The sequence below is a fragment of the Vreelandella sp. L-15 genome, from assembly GCF_056857635.1.
In genome coordinates this window covers 1-15,972 of the sequence record NZ_JBSXNN010000040.1, presented here as the reverse complement: position 1 = coordinate 15,972, position 15,972 = coordinate 1, and the positions used below count along the sequence as shown (strand labels likewise).

General features: G+C 57.1%; 13 protein-coding genes. 8 read left to right on the top strand and 5 right to left on the bottom strand.

The annotated features are described in order from the left end of the window. Positions 1-16 precede the first annotated feature (16 nt). Positions 17-1,285: a beta-ketoacyl-ACP synthase II gene (gene fabF / locus AC13CY_RS04830; RefSeq protein ID WP_172514815.1), complete on the bottom strand. Its 1,269-nt coding sequence runs from the start codon at positions 1,283-1,285 to the stop codon at positions 17-19. A gap of 89 nt (positions 1,286-1,374) precedes the next feature. On the opposite strand from fabF, the gene AC13CY_RS04825 reads away from it, so the two are divergent. The 3 genes from AC13CY_RS04825 (at position 1,375) to AC13CY_RS04815 (ending at position 5,232) form a co-directional block, all read left to right on the top strand. Further along, positions 1,375-2,016, top strand: a complete 642-nt coding sequence (locus AC13CY_RS04825; RefSeq protein WP_172514814.1) for a TetR/AcrR family transcriptional regulator — start codon at positions 1,375-1,377, stop codon at positions 2,014-2,016. 182 nt (positions 2,017-2,198) lie between these two features. Further along, entirely contained in the window at positions 2,199-4,391 is a 2,193-nt protein-coding gene (locus AC13CY_RS04820; protein WP_483052369.1) for an OsmC domain/YcaO domain-containing protein, read from the top strand. Positions 4,392-4,533: 142 nt separating this feature from the next. Beyond that, positions 4,534-5,232 (top strand): NYN domain-containing protein, encoded by a 699-nt coding sequence (locus AC13CY_RS04815; RefSeq protein WP_044628656.1) that lies wholly within the window; start codon positions 4,534-4,536, stop codon positions 5,230-5,232. A 196-nt stretch (positions 5,233-5,428) separates the two neighbouring features. Here AC13CY_RS04815 and AC13CY_RS04810 read toward each other — a convergent pair whose 3' ends face one another. The 4 genes from AC13CY_RS04810 to AC13CY_RS04795 all read right to left on the bottom strand — a co-directional run bounded on the left by AC13CY_RS04810 (position 5,429) and on the right by AC13CY_RS04795 (position 9,402). Continuing rightward, positions 5,429-6,658 (bottom strand): nucleoside recognition domain-containing protein, encoded by a 1,230-nt coding sequence (locus AC13CY_RS04810; RefSeq protein WP_044628655.1) that lies wholly within the window; start codon positions 6,656-6,658, stop codon positions 5,429-5,431. A 75-nt stretch (positions 6,659-6,733) separates the two neighbouring features. Then, entirely contained in the window at positions 6,734-7,666 is a 933-nt protein-coding gene (locus AC13CY_RS04805) for a LysO family transporter (protein WP_348665333.1), read from the bottom strand. Continuing rightward, positions 7,667-8,311: a hypothetical protein gene (locus tag AC13CY_RS04800; protein WP_089675805.1), complete on the bottom strand. Its 645-nt coding sequence runs from the start codon at positions 8,309-8,311 to the stop codon at positions 7,667-7,669. It abuts the gene before it with no gap. A 155-nt stretch (positions 8,312-8,466) separates the two neighbouring features. Continuing rightward, positions 8,467-9,402 carry a 2-hydroxyacid dehydrogenase gene (locus AC13CY_RS04795; RefSeq protein ID WP_483052349.1) on the bottom strand — a complete coding sequence of 312 codons (936 nt, stop codon included), beginning with the start codon at positions 9,400-9,402 and terminating at the stop codon, positions 8,467-8,469. Between the two features lie 299 nt (positions 9,403-9,701). Here AC13CY_RS04795 and doeA point away from each other — a divergent pair, with 299 nt between their 5' ends. The 5 genes from doeA to AC13CY_RS04770 all read left to right on the top strand — a co-directional run bounded on the left by doeA (position 9,702) and on the right by AC13CY_RS04770 (position 15,787). After that, a complete protein-coding gene (doeA, locus tag AC13CY_RS04790) occupies positions 9,702-10,901 on the top strand; it encodes an ectoine hydrolase DoeA (protein ID WP_083024227.1) in 1,200 nt (399 codons plus the stop codon). A 26-nt stretch (positions 10,902-10,927) separates the two neighbouring features. Beyond that, positions 10,928-11,959 (top strand): N(2)-acetyl-L-2,4-diaminobutanoate deacetylase DoeB, encoded by a 1,032-nt coding sequence (gene doeB / locus AC13CY_RS04785; RefSeq protein WP_062374042.1) that lies wholly within the window; start codon positions 10,928-10,930, stop codon positions 11,957-11,959. A gap of 8 nt (positions 11,960-11,967) precedes the next feature. Next, the gene (locus AC13CY_RS04780; protein WP_058577473.1) at positions 11,968-12,444 is read left to right on the top strand and encodes an Lrp/AsnC family transcriptional regulator; all 477 of its coding nucleotides are present in this window, start codon (positions 11,968-11,970) and stop codon (positions 12,442-12,444) included. Between the two features lie 225 nt (positions 12,445-12,669). Then, the gene (locus tag AC13CY_RS04775; protein ID WP_058577474.1) at positions 12,670-14,166 is read left to right on the top strand and encodes an NAD-dependent succinate-semialdehyde dehydrogenase; all 1,497 of its coding nucleotides are present in this window, start codon (positions 12,670-12,672) and stop codon (positions 14,164-14,166) included. Positions 14,167-14,353: 187 nt separating this feature from the next. After that, on the top strand, positions 14,354-15,787 hold the full coding sequence (locus tag AC13CY_RS04770; protein WP_483052348.1) for an aminotransferase: 1,434 nt from the start codon (positions 14,354-14,356) through the stop codon (positions 15,785-15,787). Positions 15,788-15,972: the final 185 nt, after the last annotated feature.

Below are 15,972 nucleotides of genomic sequence, written 5' to 3'. Positions count from 1 at the left end.
TCTGCTAGCGCTACTCTTAACGTTCCATGCTGCTGACGATCAGTGCCGCATTGACGCCACCAAAACCAAACCCGTTGCACAATACATGCTGAGTGGCGTGCTGATGAGCCGACGTGACGAAGGTCAAATCCTGCATATCTTCGTCGCACGCCTCCAGGTTGATGGTGGGCGGGAGTTGCTGATGCCGGAGTGCCAGTACGGAAAAAATACTCTCTATGCCGCCGGCTGCGCCCAACAAATGGCCTGTGGCTGCTTTCGTGGCCGATATGGGAATGGCGGGCAAGCGCTCACCGAATACGTTGCGCAATGACGCTATTTCAGCCCGGTCGCCAACGGGTGTCGAGGTGGCGTGGGCATTGATATGATCAATCGCATCAGGAGAAAGCTTGGCCATCCCTAGCGCCGCTTGGATCGCTGCGGCTGCGCCAGACCCATCTTTGGGACCTGCCGTCAGGTGGTAGGCGTCCGCGCTGGTGCCGTAACCGCTAATCACTGCTAAAGGCGTGGCACCCCGTGCCATCGCATGGTCAAGGGTTTCGATCACCATGACGCCAGCGCCTTCTCCCATAACGAAACCATTACGGGCGTTATCAAACGGCCTGGAAGCACGCTCCGGGGCGTCTGATTCTGTGGAAACGGCCTTTAAAGCGTTAAAGCTGGCGAGCGAAAGCGGATCAATACATGCTTCAGCCCCGCCGACGAGGGCGACATCGGCTTCGCCATTGCGGATGATGCGCATGCCGTCGCCAATCGCCTGTAGTCCTGCGGCGCAAGCCGTTACCGGACACCCCAAGGGGCCTTGAAATCCATAACGGATAGAAAGGTTGCCCGCTGCCAGATTGGCTAGAAAGGCAGGCACCGTGAAAGGGGTAAGTTTGCGATAGCCTCGCTCGACAAGCGTCCTTTGAGCTTGTGTGATGGTAGGAAACCCGCCAATACCAGAGCCAATGATGGTGGCCGTTCGGCGTTTTTGCGCCTGCTCGACGGGGAACCAGTCGGCCTGCGCCAGTGCCTCTTGGGCGGCTGCTAACGCGTACAGGCTGAATAGATCCATTTTGCGCTGCTCTTTGGGGTCGGCGATGGCATTCAAGTCAACGCCGCCGCTGGGGTCCTGGCTAATGCTCGGCACCGTCCCAGCAATTTTGATCGGGATATTGCTGGTATCAAAGCGGTCAATAGTGCTGATGCCAGACTGGGCGTTAACCAGGCGCTGCCAACTTTTATTGACGCTGTTGCCTAACGGGCTGACCATGCCCATGCCGGTAATCACAATAGGTGACTGCATAAGTGACTCCTGAATCAGTAGTGTGGTCACCCTAGCAATGGGCAGTATATGATCAAGATAATATTTAGCTGACGCACGATGAGGTGAGCATGCCTTATCCCAAGAGCCATAAATCGAAAACCAAAGAGCGTATTCTGGCTTCAGCGACGGAGCTATTCAGCCGCAATGGGTTTCAAAAGGTATCGATTGGCCAGATCATGAAGCTAGCCAAGATGACCCATGGCGCCTTTTATGCTCATTTTGCGTCGAAAGAGGCTCTGTACCATGAGTCTGTTCGCCTGACCATTGATAACAGCCGGGCGGCTAGACTGGTAAAAGGCCCGCTTTCGTTACAGCATCTAACCGAGCTAGTCGCCAACTACTGCAATCTCCAAGAGCTGGAGGCAAAACATAGGCCGGGGCCTGAAGCAGTACTGTTCAACGAAATTGGTAGTGAAAAAGCTGAAATCCGCACCCTGTTTGAAGCGTCTTATATGAGTATGAAAAAGATGCTTGAAACCCGTTTGATCGCGCTGAGTAAGCTGAAACAGCTGCCCTTTGCCAATGACCGCAAAGTGATTGCTGATAAATCTCGAGTCATTTTGGCCTTATTGGTAGGGGCTGTCGCCATTGCTAAAAGTCTGCCGGGAGAGGTGGAAAGAAAGCAGGTGCTGTTAGCCACACAACGCCAGATTTTACTTATGCTCGGTGTCAGTGAAGCTGAGGCAGACCATATGATGCAGGCACAATAGTGCAGTGATTTACGCCAAAGAACCCCATACGGCCGCTATATCAAGCGACACCATGCCTGCATGACGAGTGGTAGATGATTTGGGTGACTGCCCAAGACGAAGCGGGCAAAAAACTGGATAATGGCCGCCATTCGCCTGATGCGTTGGCGCTCAGGCACACTCATTACTCTGGACGCCCGCTTATGGAAATCAAAGTTAACTATCTCGACAACCTCCGCCTGGAGTCCAAGTTCGACGATTTTACGGTCATCTCCGACCAGCCGATTCGCTACAAGGGCGACGGCTCGGCCCCTGGCCCGTTTGACTACTTCCTGGCGTCGTCGGCTATGTGTGCCGCCTACTTCGTCAAGGTGTACTGCAACGCGCGCAATATTCCCACCGAGAACATTCGCCTGTCGCAAAACAACATCGTCGACCCGGAAAACCGCTACAAGCAGATCTTCAAAATCCAGGTCGAGCTGCCGGAAGATATCTCGGAAAAGGATCGCGAAGGCATCCTGCGCTCCATCGACCGCTGTACAGTGAAGAAGGTCGTTCAGACCGGCCCCGAGTTCCAGATCGAAGTGGTCGAGAACATCGATGAGGACGCCCAAGCGCTGCTGATGGGCGCGCCGGAGGGGAGCAGCACCTACATCGAAGGCAAAGACCTGCCGCTGGAGCAGACCATTGCCAACATGAGCGGTATTTTGGCCGACCTCGGCATGAAGATTGAGATTGCCTCCTGGCGCAATATCGTGCCCCACGTGTGGTCGCTGCATATCCGCGATGCGGCCTCGCCCATGTGCTTTACCAACGGCAAAGGCGCGACCAAAGAGAGCGCGCTGTGTTCGGCGCTGGGCGAGTTCATCGAGCGTTTGAGCTGCAACTTCTTCTACAACGATCAATTCTTGGGTGAAGAGATCGCGAACAGCGAATTCGTGCACTACCCCAATGAGAAGTGGTTCAAGCCGGGGCCGAATGACGAGCTGCCGGAAGGCATTCTCGACGAGCACTGCCTGGCGATTTACAACCCAGAAGGCGAGCTGGGTGGATCGAACCTGATCGATACCAACTCGGGCCGTGAAGACCGGGGCATCGTTTCGCTGCCCTTTGTGCGCCAAAGCGACGGAGAAACGGTCTACTTTCCCTCCAACCTGATCGAGAACCTGTTCCTCAGTAATGGTATGAGCGCGGGCAATACCCTGGTGGAAGCTCAGGTGCAGTGTTTATCTGAAATTTTCGAGCGGGCGGTGAAGCGGGAGATTCTCGAACAGGAGTTGACCCTGCCCGACGTACCCCAAGAAGTGTTGGCCAAGTACCCGAACATTGTAGAGGGCATTAACGCCCTGGAAGCCCAAGGCTTCCCGGTGCTGGTGAAGGATGCCTCCATGGGCGGGCAGTTCCCGGTCATGTGCGTGACGCTGATGAACCCGCGTACCGGCGGCGTGTTTGCCTCCTTTGGTGCCCACCCAAGCTTTGAAGTGGCGCTGGAGCGCAGCCTGACCGAGCTGCTTCAAGGGCGCAGCTTCGAAGGCCTGAACGACCTGCCGCTGCCAACTTTCAACTCGCAGACTGTCTCTGAGCCGAACAACTTCGTCGAGCACTTCATCGACTCGGTAGGCGTAGTCTCCTGGCGCTTCTTCAGCGCCAAGCCCGACTTCGAGTTCAGCGAGTGGGACTTCTCCGGCAGCAACGAAGAGGAAGCCGAGACCTTGTTCGGTATTTTCGAAGAGCTGGGCGCGGAAGTGTACATGGCAGTGCACGAAGACCTGGGCGCGCCGGTATGCCGCATTCTGGTACCTGGCTACTCCGAGGTGTACCCCATCGAAGACCTGATTTGGGACAACACCAACAAGGCGCTGGACTACCGCGAAGATATTCTCAATCTGCATCGCCTGGATGACGAGCAGCTCACCGATCTCGTCGAGCGCTTGGAAGAGAGCCAGATGGACGACCACGCGGATATCATCACGCTGATTGGTATCGAGTTCGACGAGAACACCGTGTGGGGCCAGCTAACCATTCTGGAGCTGAAACTGCTGGTTTACCTGGCACTGGGCCGCCATGAAGAGGCGCTGGACTGCGTGCAGATGTTCCTCCAGTACAACGACAACACCGTTGAGCGCGGCCTGTTCTACCAGGCGGTGAACGCGGTGCTGGAAATTGCCCTGGACGACGAATTGGCGCTGGACGACTACCTGCCCAACTTCAAGCGCATGTTCGGCGAAGCGACTATGGAGGCGGTCGTGGGTTCAGTAGACGGCAGCGTGCGCTTCCACGGCCTCACGCCCACCAATATGCAGTTAGAGGGCTTGGATCGCCACCAGCGCCTGATCGAAAGCTACAAGAAGCTTCACGCAGCGCGAGCGGCAAAAGCGGGTATTGCGCGCATGTAACCTGTAGAGGCGATTGGGGTTGACGAGGCATTAAGTACTCCGTAAGCTAGAAATTATCCACGCCTTAGGCAGTAAGCTTTCCCACATATCTCGGGATAAGCCGACCCCTAGGGCGTTTTTTGTTTGAAGAAGGAAAAAAGCCATGCCTACAGCAATATTGATTGATGGTGGCTATTTTATTAAGCGTTTCAGGCGCATAGAGCCCTCCAATGCGTATGATGGAAAAAGAGCAGCTGATTGTTTGTTTCGGTGGGCGGTAAGTCACTTGCATGAGAAGAGCCGCCATGGAAACAGTCAAACGAATCAACGGCGTGATTTGTACAGAATTTTTTTCTACGACTGCCCGCCCCTATCGAAAAAGATGCATAACCCTATTTCAGGGAAAGCCATCGACTTTTCCAAAACGCCAGAGGCGCTTTTTCGTAAAGAGCTGCACCAAGCCTTGTTGGGGAAACGCAAATTAGCAGTCCGTCTGGGCCATCTTTCGGATGATGCTCAGTGGACACTTAAACCTGAAAAAATCAAAGCATTGCTAAAGCATAAAATATCGCTTGATGATTTGACTGAGAATGATGTGCGCGTTGATGTTCGGCAAAAGGGGGTCGATATGCGTATAGGAGTTGATGTCACTTCTTTGACGTTAAAAGGGCAAGTTGATCAAATTGTGCTTATGGCTGGTGACGCTGATTTTGTACCTGCTGCAAAAATTGCGAGACGCGAAGGTATCGATTTCATCCTCGATCCAATGTGGCAGACGATTCCCGCAGGATTGCACGAGCATATTGATGGGCTAAGAACGACTTGCCCGAAGCCAGAACTTCCTCTTAGGCGCCAATACTGATGAGGAGTTTTGTTTAGTCTTAAAAGAACAGTTAGTGAATTTTGTAAGTCCCCTAACGGTGCGTTGCCTTAAAAGGCCCGCACCGTTTTTATGTGATGCACTTTGGTGCAGCAATTGGCGCAGTGAGTGCAACCAACTGCACCGCTGCGCCAAATTTCATGGCAGGCCTGGCTTGGTACAACACTCTTCGCGCAATTCAGCCAAAGAACCAGTAGCACACCAGAATGGCGGTGGTGATGCCTGCTATATCGGCGACCAGGGCGCATCCCAACCCATGGCGAATGCGGGTGATGCCTACGGCACCGAAGTAAACCGCCAGCACGTAAAACGTGGTTTCGGTGCTGCCTTGGAAGGTGGCTGCCAGTAGCCCAGGGAAGCTATCGACACCAAAGGTGTTCATGGTTTCGATCATCATGGCACGGGAGCCGCTACCGGAGAGCGGTTTCACAAAGGCGGTGGGTAGCGCATCCACAAAGCGGGTGTCCCAGCCGATGCCCTCAACCAGCCAGCGGATCCCGCCAAGCCCGGCATCCAGCACGCCGCTGGCGCGCAGCACACCCACCGCGACCAGCATGGCAATTAGGTAGGGCAGCAGGGTGATGGTAAAGCTCAGGCCCTCTTTAGCCCCTTCGATAAAGGCGTCGTACACCTTCACTCCGCGAAGCGCGCCAACCACCAGAAACATCATCACAATGCTAAACAGGGTCAGATTGCCCACCAGCGTTGAGGCCGCCGCCAGCGCCTGAGCGGACATCCCCGCTAAAGTAGTGATCAATAGCCCTAACGCTAACGCAGCTGCCACTAAATAGGCCAACACGACCGGGTGCCAGAGCTTTAAACGCTGCATCACCGCTACTGCCAAAAGCCCAGCCAGGCTAGAAGCGCTAGTCGCGAGCAAGATAGGTAAAAATACCAGCGTGGGGTCGGTGGCTCCCTGCTGGGCGCGGTACATAAAAATAGTGACGGGCAGCAGGGTGAGCGACGAGGTATTAAGCACTAAAAACAGGATTTGAGCGTTGCTGGCAGTCTCACTGCTGGGATTAAGGCTTTGCAGCGAATGCATCGCTTTGATACCGATCGGCGTGGCGGCGTTATCCAGGCCGAGAATGTTCGCCGCGAAGTTCATGCTAATCAGCCCCATGGCCGGGTGGCCACGGGGCACTTCGGGCATCAGGCGGCTAAAAAGCGGGTCGAGTACCCGCCCCAGTAGTCGTATCAACCCTGCCTTTTCGGCAATGGAAAGAAACCCCAGCCACAGCGTCATGGTGCCCAGCAGCACCAAGATAATATCGACGCTCACCTTCGCCATATCGAACAGCGACTGCACCAAGCGGGCAAACACTTCGCTATCGCCACCCACCAGCCACTGCCAGAGCGATGCCGCAAAGGCGGCAATAAAGAAGCTTAACCAGATTCCGTTGAGCATGGCGGGTGGGCGTCCTTGGTCATAAAAGAGGGTATGCGTTTGCTGCGTATCCTAACCAAGGAGCGCCCGTGCGTGCTAACCCGAAAGCGAAAGAAAGAACAGAATCAGCGGAGGCGACAGCAGCGAGAGGATAAAGCCGCTAACCACGGCAATGGGCACACAGGCCACGCCGCCGTGCTGCTGGATAACAGGAAGAGTGAAATCCATGGAGGTCGCCCCGCCGTAGCCAATCGCCAGCGCGGTGTGGCGGTGAATGACCAGCGGGATCAGGATGAACGCCAGCAGCTCGCGGGTGAGGTCGTTGAAGAACGCCACACCACCCATCAGCGGGCCAAGCTGGTCGCCAATCAGGATGGCGGACAGCGAGTACCAGCCGAAGCCTGAGGCCATCGCGAGGCCTTCGTTCCAACTCAGCGAAAGCAGCGGGGCGGCTACCAAGCCCGCTAGCAGCGAGCTAACGGCCAGTGTGACCGCAATGGCGAGCCCCAAGCGGTTGAGCAAAATTTGCTTCAGCGGCATACCGGAGTTGCGTAACTGGCAGCCAATCAACACCAGCAGCAGGTACAGCACCCACTCGGCTAGCCAGTCGGCGGTGGTGAACAGCGCCTCGCCAACCATTGGCCCAAGCAGCAACCCTATGGTGACGCCCGCCGCCACCACGCCCACCAGCAGCAGTGAGCCCTGCATGGCGGCGAGTTTGCTGGTGGGGGCATCTTTCACTACCGGAGAGCCGCCCGCGCTGAGCCGCACTCGCCGAGAAAGCCACCACAGTGCGGCTAAGTTAAACAGCGTGGTGATGGTAAACAGCAGTAGGGCATTGCCACCCAGACGAGAGAGCTGGCTGCCTAAATTCTCAAGCCCGGCGAGGCTCACACCCATAAACAGCAGAATCAGGTACACCGAGCCGCTGACGGCTCGGTTAATCAGATTCAGCAAGCGGGTCGAACGGACACGTACCAAGTAGCCCAAAAACAGCGGCAGTAAAACGATCAATAGGCCAGAGAGCATTTAGGGCGCGTTACCCCCGGCGGGGTTGAAGTGGGTCATGGTGAGTGTCGTTTGTCGGCGCCCCTCTTTTTCATAGGTGGCTGAGAGGATGAGCCCCGGCCAGTCAGGATGGAAGTTGATCAGCAAATGCCGGTCAGGCTTTTCGGCATCAATCAGCGTGACCTGCTTAGCGTCGAACTCACCGGCAGGCACACGGGCTGTAGTGGGCTCGTTCACGAAGTACTGGAAGTGTTCGTCGCGCCCACGGTGATCCACGAAGTCGATATCGCAGGGGTTGCTCTCGGTGCAGCCTTCGGTGCCAGCCCGGCGGGAGAGGTCGAACAGGGCGGCTTGACGATCGATGGAGGGAATGTCGTCTTGGTTGAGCTGATAGCTGTCGCCGACACCGAAGAGAGAGTAGCTGCTGTTATAAAGCAAAGAGTGTGTGTCGCCATCATCGATGTAGAAACGACTGCGCTCGTTACCTCGGGCGACGGCAATGGAGAAACTCATGTCGCTCAGCCAATGCGAGCCTTCATGCGTGAGCGTATGGGTAATGTTGGCGCTCGGCCAGCCGCGAATTTCAAGCCGGTACTGCGCCTCGAATGGCTGAGGAGAGGCCAAGGAAGCGCTGTCATCGGCAAGCGCGACGGCGCTGTTCGTCATCAGCGCGGCAGTCAATGTAGCGCCCAATAGGCCGTGCCGTGTGTTACGAGCGAATGTGTGTTGCAAAGGCTCCTCCTCCCTACAGTGTGTCGTCCTAAGAGCCTTTAGCGAGCGCTTGGTTCCGTGTGCGAGTATAACGAGCGTGGCGTTAAACGTCAGTAGCCCATGTCGGGGTTAACAGTAGCCAGGGGTTCACCCGCCTCAAAGGCGTGCAGGTACGAAATCACTTGATCAATGGCATCGTTAAGCGGTGTGGGGGCCGCCATATGCGGAGTGACGATGACCTTAGGGTGCTGCCAGAGCGGGTTGTTTGCCGGTAGCGGCTCTTCATGGAAAACATCCAGCAGTGCTCCGCGCAGGTGCCCTGGCTGGCCGTCATGGCCAAGTGCGTCCAGCAGTGCTTGCTCATCAATCAAGCTACCACGGCCTGGGTTAATGATGCTGGCACCTTTCGGCAGTTGTGCCAGCCGTTCGGCGTTAAGAATGTGCTGGGTAGCCGCTGTATCGGGGAGAATGGTTACTACGCTTTGCGCTTGGTTCAGTAGCTCGTTTAAACCGTCCTCGCCATGCAGGCAGCGCACGCCGCTGATCTGTTTGGGGGTACGGCTCCAGCCAAGCACCGGGAACCCAGCCTGTTGAAGCGCGCTCGCCACATAGCTGCCGATAGCGCCTAGCCCTAATACACCCACCGGCCAGTTCGCTTTATCCGGCACCGCATGGGGCTGCCAGCGGGCATTTGGCTGCTGAGCGGCGTAGCGGTCCATGCTGCGGTAGAAGTGCAGCACGCCGTAAAGCACATAGTCGGCCATCAATTCGCTCATGCCTGCATCGCGTAGCTTCACAATAGGGACATCCTTGGGGAGCCCAGGCGTCTTCAGCAAATAATCGACCCCAGCCCCTAGGTTAATAATGCCTTTTAGCTGCGTTTGTTCTTGCAGGAGGTGAGCGGGCGCTTTCCACACGGCTAGGTAGTCGGCGTTGGCCCGTTCGCTGGCGGGGGCGTCACTGGTAAGCACGGTGGCCTCTGGAAGCGCCTCTGCAATAGCGGCCTGCCACTGGGCCGCGTCGTCAATATGCACCACGACTTTCATGTTATCTCCTTGTACTCAGTTAATAATGCATGCTGACTATCATGGGCGAGAGGAGCTTAATACCGCAACCTGAGGGCATTATGGAGAACGCTGTCAACGTATAGATAAAGCTAACGTTAACAGCATATGAAATTTTTGTAATAAAGGCTTTGACCGGCAGCCAAGGGGGGGTGCTAGTATCGCCTTAAGACGACATTGGCGGGCCAGCAGCGGCGGTGGCCAGGTCGATCCTGTGGCCCAGCGCAGTGAGCCTTAGGGCATGCGCTGGTTCTTAGTGATCTTTGATGGCGAGTTGCCCGATGACTGAGGTTTCCCTGCCTTTCACTCGTGAAGAGTATGCAAACCGCCTGTGGAAGGTGCGTGCTGAAATGGCCGGTCGTGGTATTGACGTATTGATCGTCAGCGACCCCTCCAACATGGCGTGGCTAACCGGCTACGATGGTTGGTCATTTTATGTCCACCAGTGCGTGCTGGTGGGGCTGGAAGGCGAACCCGTATGGTTCGGCCGCCGGATGGATGCCAATGGTGCACTGCGCACCTGCTGGATTCATCCCGATAACATCACCTATTACCCGGATTACTACGTCCAGAACCCCGACATGCACCCGATGGAGTATCTGGCGCAGTCGATCATGCCCGACCGTGGCTGGCACACCGGCGTGGTGGGCATGGAAATGGACAACTACTACTTTTCCGCCAAGGCTTACCAAAGCCTGCTCAAGGAGCTTCCCCACGCGCGCTTTATGGATGCCAACTCGCTGGTGAACTGGTGCCGGGCGATCAAGTCGCCTCAAGAAATTGCTTATATGCGGGTAGCGGCCAGAATCGTCGAGGGGATGCACTCGCGCATTCTTGAGGTGATTGAGCCTGGTCTGCCCAAGAGCAAGCTAGTATCGGAGATTTATCGCGTGGGTATTGAGGGCTTTGTCGATGAAAACGGCAAAGTATTTGGCGGTGATTACCCCGCCATCGTGCCCATGTTGCCCACCGGTAAAGATGCAGCCGCACCCCACTTAACCTGGGACGATACGCCATTTCGCACCGGCGAAGGCACCTTCTTCGAGATTGCGGGCGTGTTTAAGCGTTACCATGCGCCTATGTCGCGCACGGTGTTTCTCGGCACGCCACCGGTTGATTTTATCCGTGCGGAGTCGGCGCTGCTGGAAGGTATCGAGAATGGCCTAGCGGTTGCCAAACCCGGCAACCGCACGGCAGATATTGCCATGGCGCTGGGTGCGGCGATGGATAAATATGGCTTTGACCGCGGTGGTGCCCGCTGTGGTTATCCCATCGGTATCTCTTACCCACCCGACTGGGGCGAGCGCACCATGAGTTTGCGCCCCTCGGATGAAACTATCCTGCAGCCCGGCATGACCTTCCACTTCATGCCCGGCCTATGGGTTGATGACTGGGGCCTGGAGATTACCGAAAGTATCCTAATAACCGAAGATGGCTGTGAAACCCTGGCGAATTTCCCCCGCCAGCTGTTCGTCAAATAGCCGCGTGATAACACAAGGGAAACACAATGACGCTTCAACCGAACCAACTGCGGCCAAGCCCCATTTCCGCCACCGTTGACTTCGACGCCGATGGCGTGCAGCACGGCTTCCTGAAACTGCCGATTTCCACCGATGAGTCGGCTTGGGGCGCGGTGATGATCCCCGTCACGGTAGTAAAAAATGGCGAAGGCCCCACGGCACTGCTCACCGGTGGCAACCATGGCGATGAGTACGAGGGCATCACTTCGCTGTTGAAGCTCTCCTCGACGCTGAAAGCGGAAGACGTGACCGGACGCGTGATCATCGTGCCCTGCATGAATACCCCAGCGGTGATGGCGGGCAAACGCACCTCACCCATGGATAAAGGCAACCTGAACCGCAGCTTTCCTGGCGACCCTAACGGCACGGTGACCTCGCAAATTGCCGACTACTTCACCCGCGTGCTGGTGCCCATGAGCGATGTGGTGCTCGACCTGCACTCTGGCGGCCGCACGCTGGATATTCTGCCGTTTGGCGCTTCCCACGTGCTGGATGACAAAGCCCAACAGCAGGCCGCCCTGGAAGGTGCAAAAGCGTTTGGTGCACCTTACGCCATGGTGATGTTTGAGCTAGATGCCGAAAAGCTTTTCGACACCGCTTGCGAGCGCCAGGGCAAAGTGTTTGTGGCCACGGAGTTGGGCGGCGGCGGCACCTCTACGCCGCAAAGCATGGCGATTGCCGAGCGTGGCGTGCGAAACTTCTTAATTCATTACGGTTTGGTAGCCGGTGACGTGGAGATGCCCGAAGGCGGTCAAATGTACCTCGATATGCCGGATGCTAGCTGCTACGTGCAGAGCCAGCATTCGGGCGTATTAGAGCTGCTGGTGGCACTGGGCGACGAAGTGAAGAAGGGCCAAACCATCGCCTATGTTTACGATATGACCCGCAGCGGCACCGCCCCGGTGGCGTACAAAGCCGAGCGCGATGGTATTCTCATGGCCCGCCGTGCGCCGTCGCTGATCAATATGGGGGACACTCTAGCGGTGATTGCCGATGTTGTTGAACGGCTAGAGGCGTAGCCCTCGGTATGATGAAACTGGACCGTTTTGATCTCAAAATTCTCGATATCCTCTCCCGGGATGGACGAATCACCAAGTCTAAGCTGGCCGAGGCGATTAACCTCTCGGTCAGCCCCTGCTGGGAGCGGGTAAAGCGGCTGGAAACAGCCGGTGTGATCGAAGGCTATACCGCGCGCATCAATGCTGACGTGCTGGTGCCGCGCAACCCCGTATGGGTGCAGATCGAGCTCAAGCAGCACAACGCCGAAAGCTTTGCCCGCTTTGAAGCCTTGGTGATGCAAACTCCCGAAGTGACCGAGTGCGTGGCCGTCGGCGGTGGCGTCGATTATCTGGTGAAGTTCGAAGCCCGCACCATCGATAGCTACCAGCGCTTGATGGATAAATGGCTGGTATCGGAGGTGGGCATTGAGCGCTACTTTACGTATATCGTGACGAAGACTGTCAAGCATCAGCCGATTGGCATCGACCCCAGCGCTGCGCTTTAGCCGCTTTGCCTTGCGGCCAAAAAAAAACCATCATAAAACGTCTTGCCACAAAAAAAGTGCCGGAAAACACCGGCGCTTTCAAAAACACTTCGTGGCGATTCTCCCTTACGCTAGACACATCGATTTAGCGCGACCCTTGAGCCGCGATGGATGATCCTTTTGATGTGCACGGTGTGTCGCCTCTAGCAGGCCTCATCGTATTGGCTGCAACCTGGGGAGGTGCCCATGACCACACTATCGACCACGCTTGCTAAACGCCTGGAAGATCCGCGCCTGTTCCGGCAGTACGCCTACGTGAACGGCAAGTGGACCCATGGCGAAGGTGGCCGTGAAGAGGCCGTGTACGACCCGGCAACCAACGAAGCCATTGGCCATATTCCGCTGCTGGAAGCAGAGCAGATTACCGCTGCTGTGGATGCCGCCGAAGCGGCGTTTGTCCACTGGCGGGCACTGCGCGCCGACGAGCGTTGCGAACGCCTGCTGGCCTGGTACGACCTCATTCAAGCCAACCGCGAAGACCTAGCGACCATCATGACCCTGGAGCAGGGCAAACCGCTGCCCGATGCCCGTGGTGAAGTAGAGTATGGCGCAAGCTTCGTGCGTTGGTTCGCGGAAGAGGGCAAGCGCACCTACGGCGAGACCATCCCGAGCCACATTCCCAATGCATCGCTCGGCACCATTAAAGAGCCGGTGGGCATTGCCGCGATGATTACGCCGTGGAACTTCCCGCTGGCGATGATCACCCGCAAAGCCGCTGCCGCGCTGGCCGCAGGCTGCCCGGTGATTGTGAAGCCTGCCAACGAAACGCCGTTCTCGGCGCTGGCGCTGGCAGAACTTGCCGAGCGAGCGGGCATCCCAGAAGGCATCTTCAACGTGGTATTGGGCGAGCCTGCGGAAGTCTCCAAGATTTTGTGCAGCGAACCGCGTATTCGTGCGCTCTCGTTCACCGGCTCCACCCGCGTTGGCCGCCTGCTCATCGAGCAAAGCGCTAACACCGTGAAGCGTCTTTCACTGGAGCTGGGTGGCAACGCGCCGTTTATCGTCGGGCCAGATATGGACCCGAAAGAGGCCGCCTATGCTGCGGTAGCGGCCAAGTTCCAAACCGCTGGGCAAGACTGCCTAGCTGCTAACCGGATTTTAGTACACGAATCGATTCACGATGAGTTCGTGGCCCAGTTCACCGAGCGTATGGCGGCCCTCACCGTGGGCAATGGCCTGCACGGCGAAGTCGATCTTGGCCCGCTCATTCACCGCCAAGCGGTCGAAAAAGCAGCCGCGATTGTGGACGACGCAATCTCCCAAGGCGCCACCATGATCGCGGGCGACCAAAGCCAAGCACCGGGCGACAACTTCTTTATGCCCGTGCTGCTGACCGGTGTGACACCGCAAATGAAAGTATGGCGGGAAGAGAACTTTGCCCCGGTGGCCGGCATTACCGCTTATAGTAGCGACGACGAAGTGATCGAGATGGCCAACGACACCGAATACGGCCTGGCCGCGTACATCTACACCCATGATATTCGTCGTATTTGGAAGCTGATGCGCGCACTGGAGTACGGCATGGTGAGCGTCAACTCCGTGAAGATGACCGGCCCGCCCGTGCCCTTCGGCGGCGTTAAGCAGTCCGGCCTTGGCCGTGAAGGTGGCGCTACAGGTATCGATGAGTATCTGGAAACGAAGTACTACTGCCTGGGGGCACTGGGTTCGGTGTCGGGCAGCTAGGTTTAGGAACCACAGCATCGCACGCTGAAGCGCCCTCCCACAACACCCGCTGAGGTGCTTGAATAGGCCCTGTGGGAGGCCGGCTCCGCCGGGCGAAGGCACCGCTAGGTGCCCAACATTAAGTCAGTCACCAAAGATAAAACACCCTCCCCAAGTATGGGGAGGCTTATCGTACAGAGAGAACGTTATGAGCTTGCACCAGGATCTGATCGAACGCGACCGCAAAGTCACCTTCCACGCCTCCACCCACCTGCGTGATTTCGCCCACGGCGACGCACCGGGCCGTGTTATTACCGGTGGTAAAGGTATTAATATCGTTGATAAAGATGGTCGTGAGTTCATCGACGGTTTTGCGGGTCTTTACTGTGTGAACATCGGCTATGGCCGCACCGAAGTAGCAGAAGCGATTTATAAGCAGGCGCTTGAGCTCTCCTACTACCACACCTACGTAGGCCACTCCAACGAGCCGCAAATCGAGCTTTCCGAGCGCGTGCTGAAAATTGCAGGCCTCAACATGTCCAAAGTCTACTACGGCATGTCCGGCTCTGACGCCAACGAAACCCAGCTCAAAATCGTGCGTTACTACAACAACGTCCTGGGTCGCCCGCAGAAGAAAAAGGTCATCTCGCGTATGCGCGGTTACCACGGCTCTGGCATCGCGTCTGGCTCGCTGACCGGCCTGAAGGCGTTCCACGACCACTTCGACCTGCCCATCGATACCATCCGCCATACCGAAGCGCCGCACTACTACCTGCGCGCCGCCGAGCAGCACGGCATGACCGAGCGGGAGTTCTCTGCCTATTGCGCGGATAAGCTCGAAGCGATGATTCTGGAAGAGGGCCCGGACACCGTTGCCGCCTTTATCGGCGAGCCGGTACTTGGCACTGGCGGTATCGTGCCGCCGCCGGAAGGCTACTGGGAAGCGATTCAGCCGATACTGGACAAGTACGACGTGCTGCTGATTGCCGACGAAGTGGTGTGCGGTTTTGGCCGTACCGGCTCCGACTTCGGTAGCCACCACTACAATATGAAGCCTGACCTGATCACTATCGCCAAAGGTCTGACCAGCGCCTACCAGCCGCTGTCTGGCGTGATTGTCGGCGATAAAGTGTGGAAAGTGCTTGAGCAGGGCACCGGTGAATTCGGCCCCATCGGCCACGGCTGGACCTACTCAGGCCACGCCCTGGGTTGTGCCGCAGGCCTTGCGAACCTAGATATCATCGAGCGCGAAAACCTGGTGGGTAACGCGGCTGAAACCGGCGGTTACTTCCAGCAGCAGCTGAAAGCGACGTTTGAAGGCCACCCGCTGCTGGGTGATGTTCGCGGCGTTGGCCTGATGGCTGCGCTGGAATTCTCTCCGGATGCCAAACAGCGCCTGCACTTCGACCCCGTGTTGAAAGTGGGCCCGCGTGTCGCGGCTGCGGCCATGGAAGAGAACCTGATTGCCCGCGCCATGCCCCAAGGTGACATTCTAGGTTTTGCGCCGCCGCTGACCATCAATCGTGGTGAAGTGGACGAGATGATTGGCCGTGCCAAACGTGCCATCGACCGGGTGACCGATGAGTTAGTGCGCTCCGGCGACCTGAAAACGGGCCAGCAAGAAGCCGCTTTTACCGTTTAATCGCCTGCGTTAGCCGTTTAAGCGCCGCTGCTGATGCAGCGGCGTTTTTTGTTGTGCGCCAGGCATGGCGCGCAGCGCCTTGACTGGCGCTATTCCTGAGGGTGGTGCCTCACAGGATGACTTGGGGGTGAAAGTCCCCTACGGACCCTGATAGCGGGAACCGTTAGCTGAACAGCAAGGGTGTC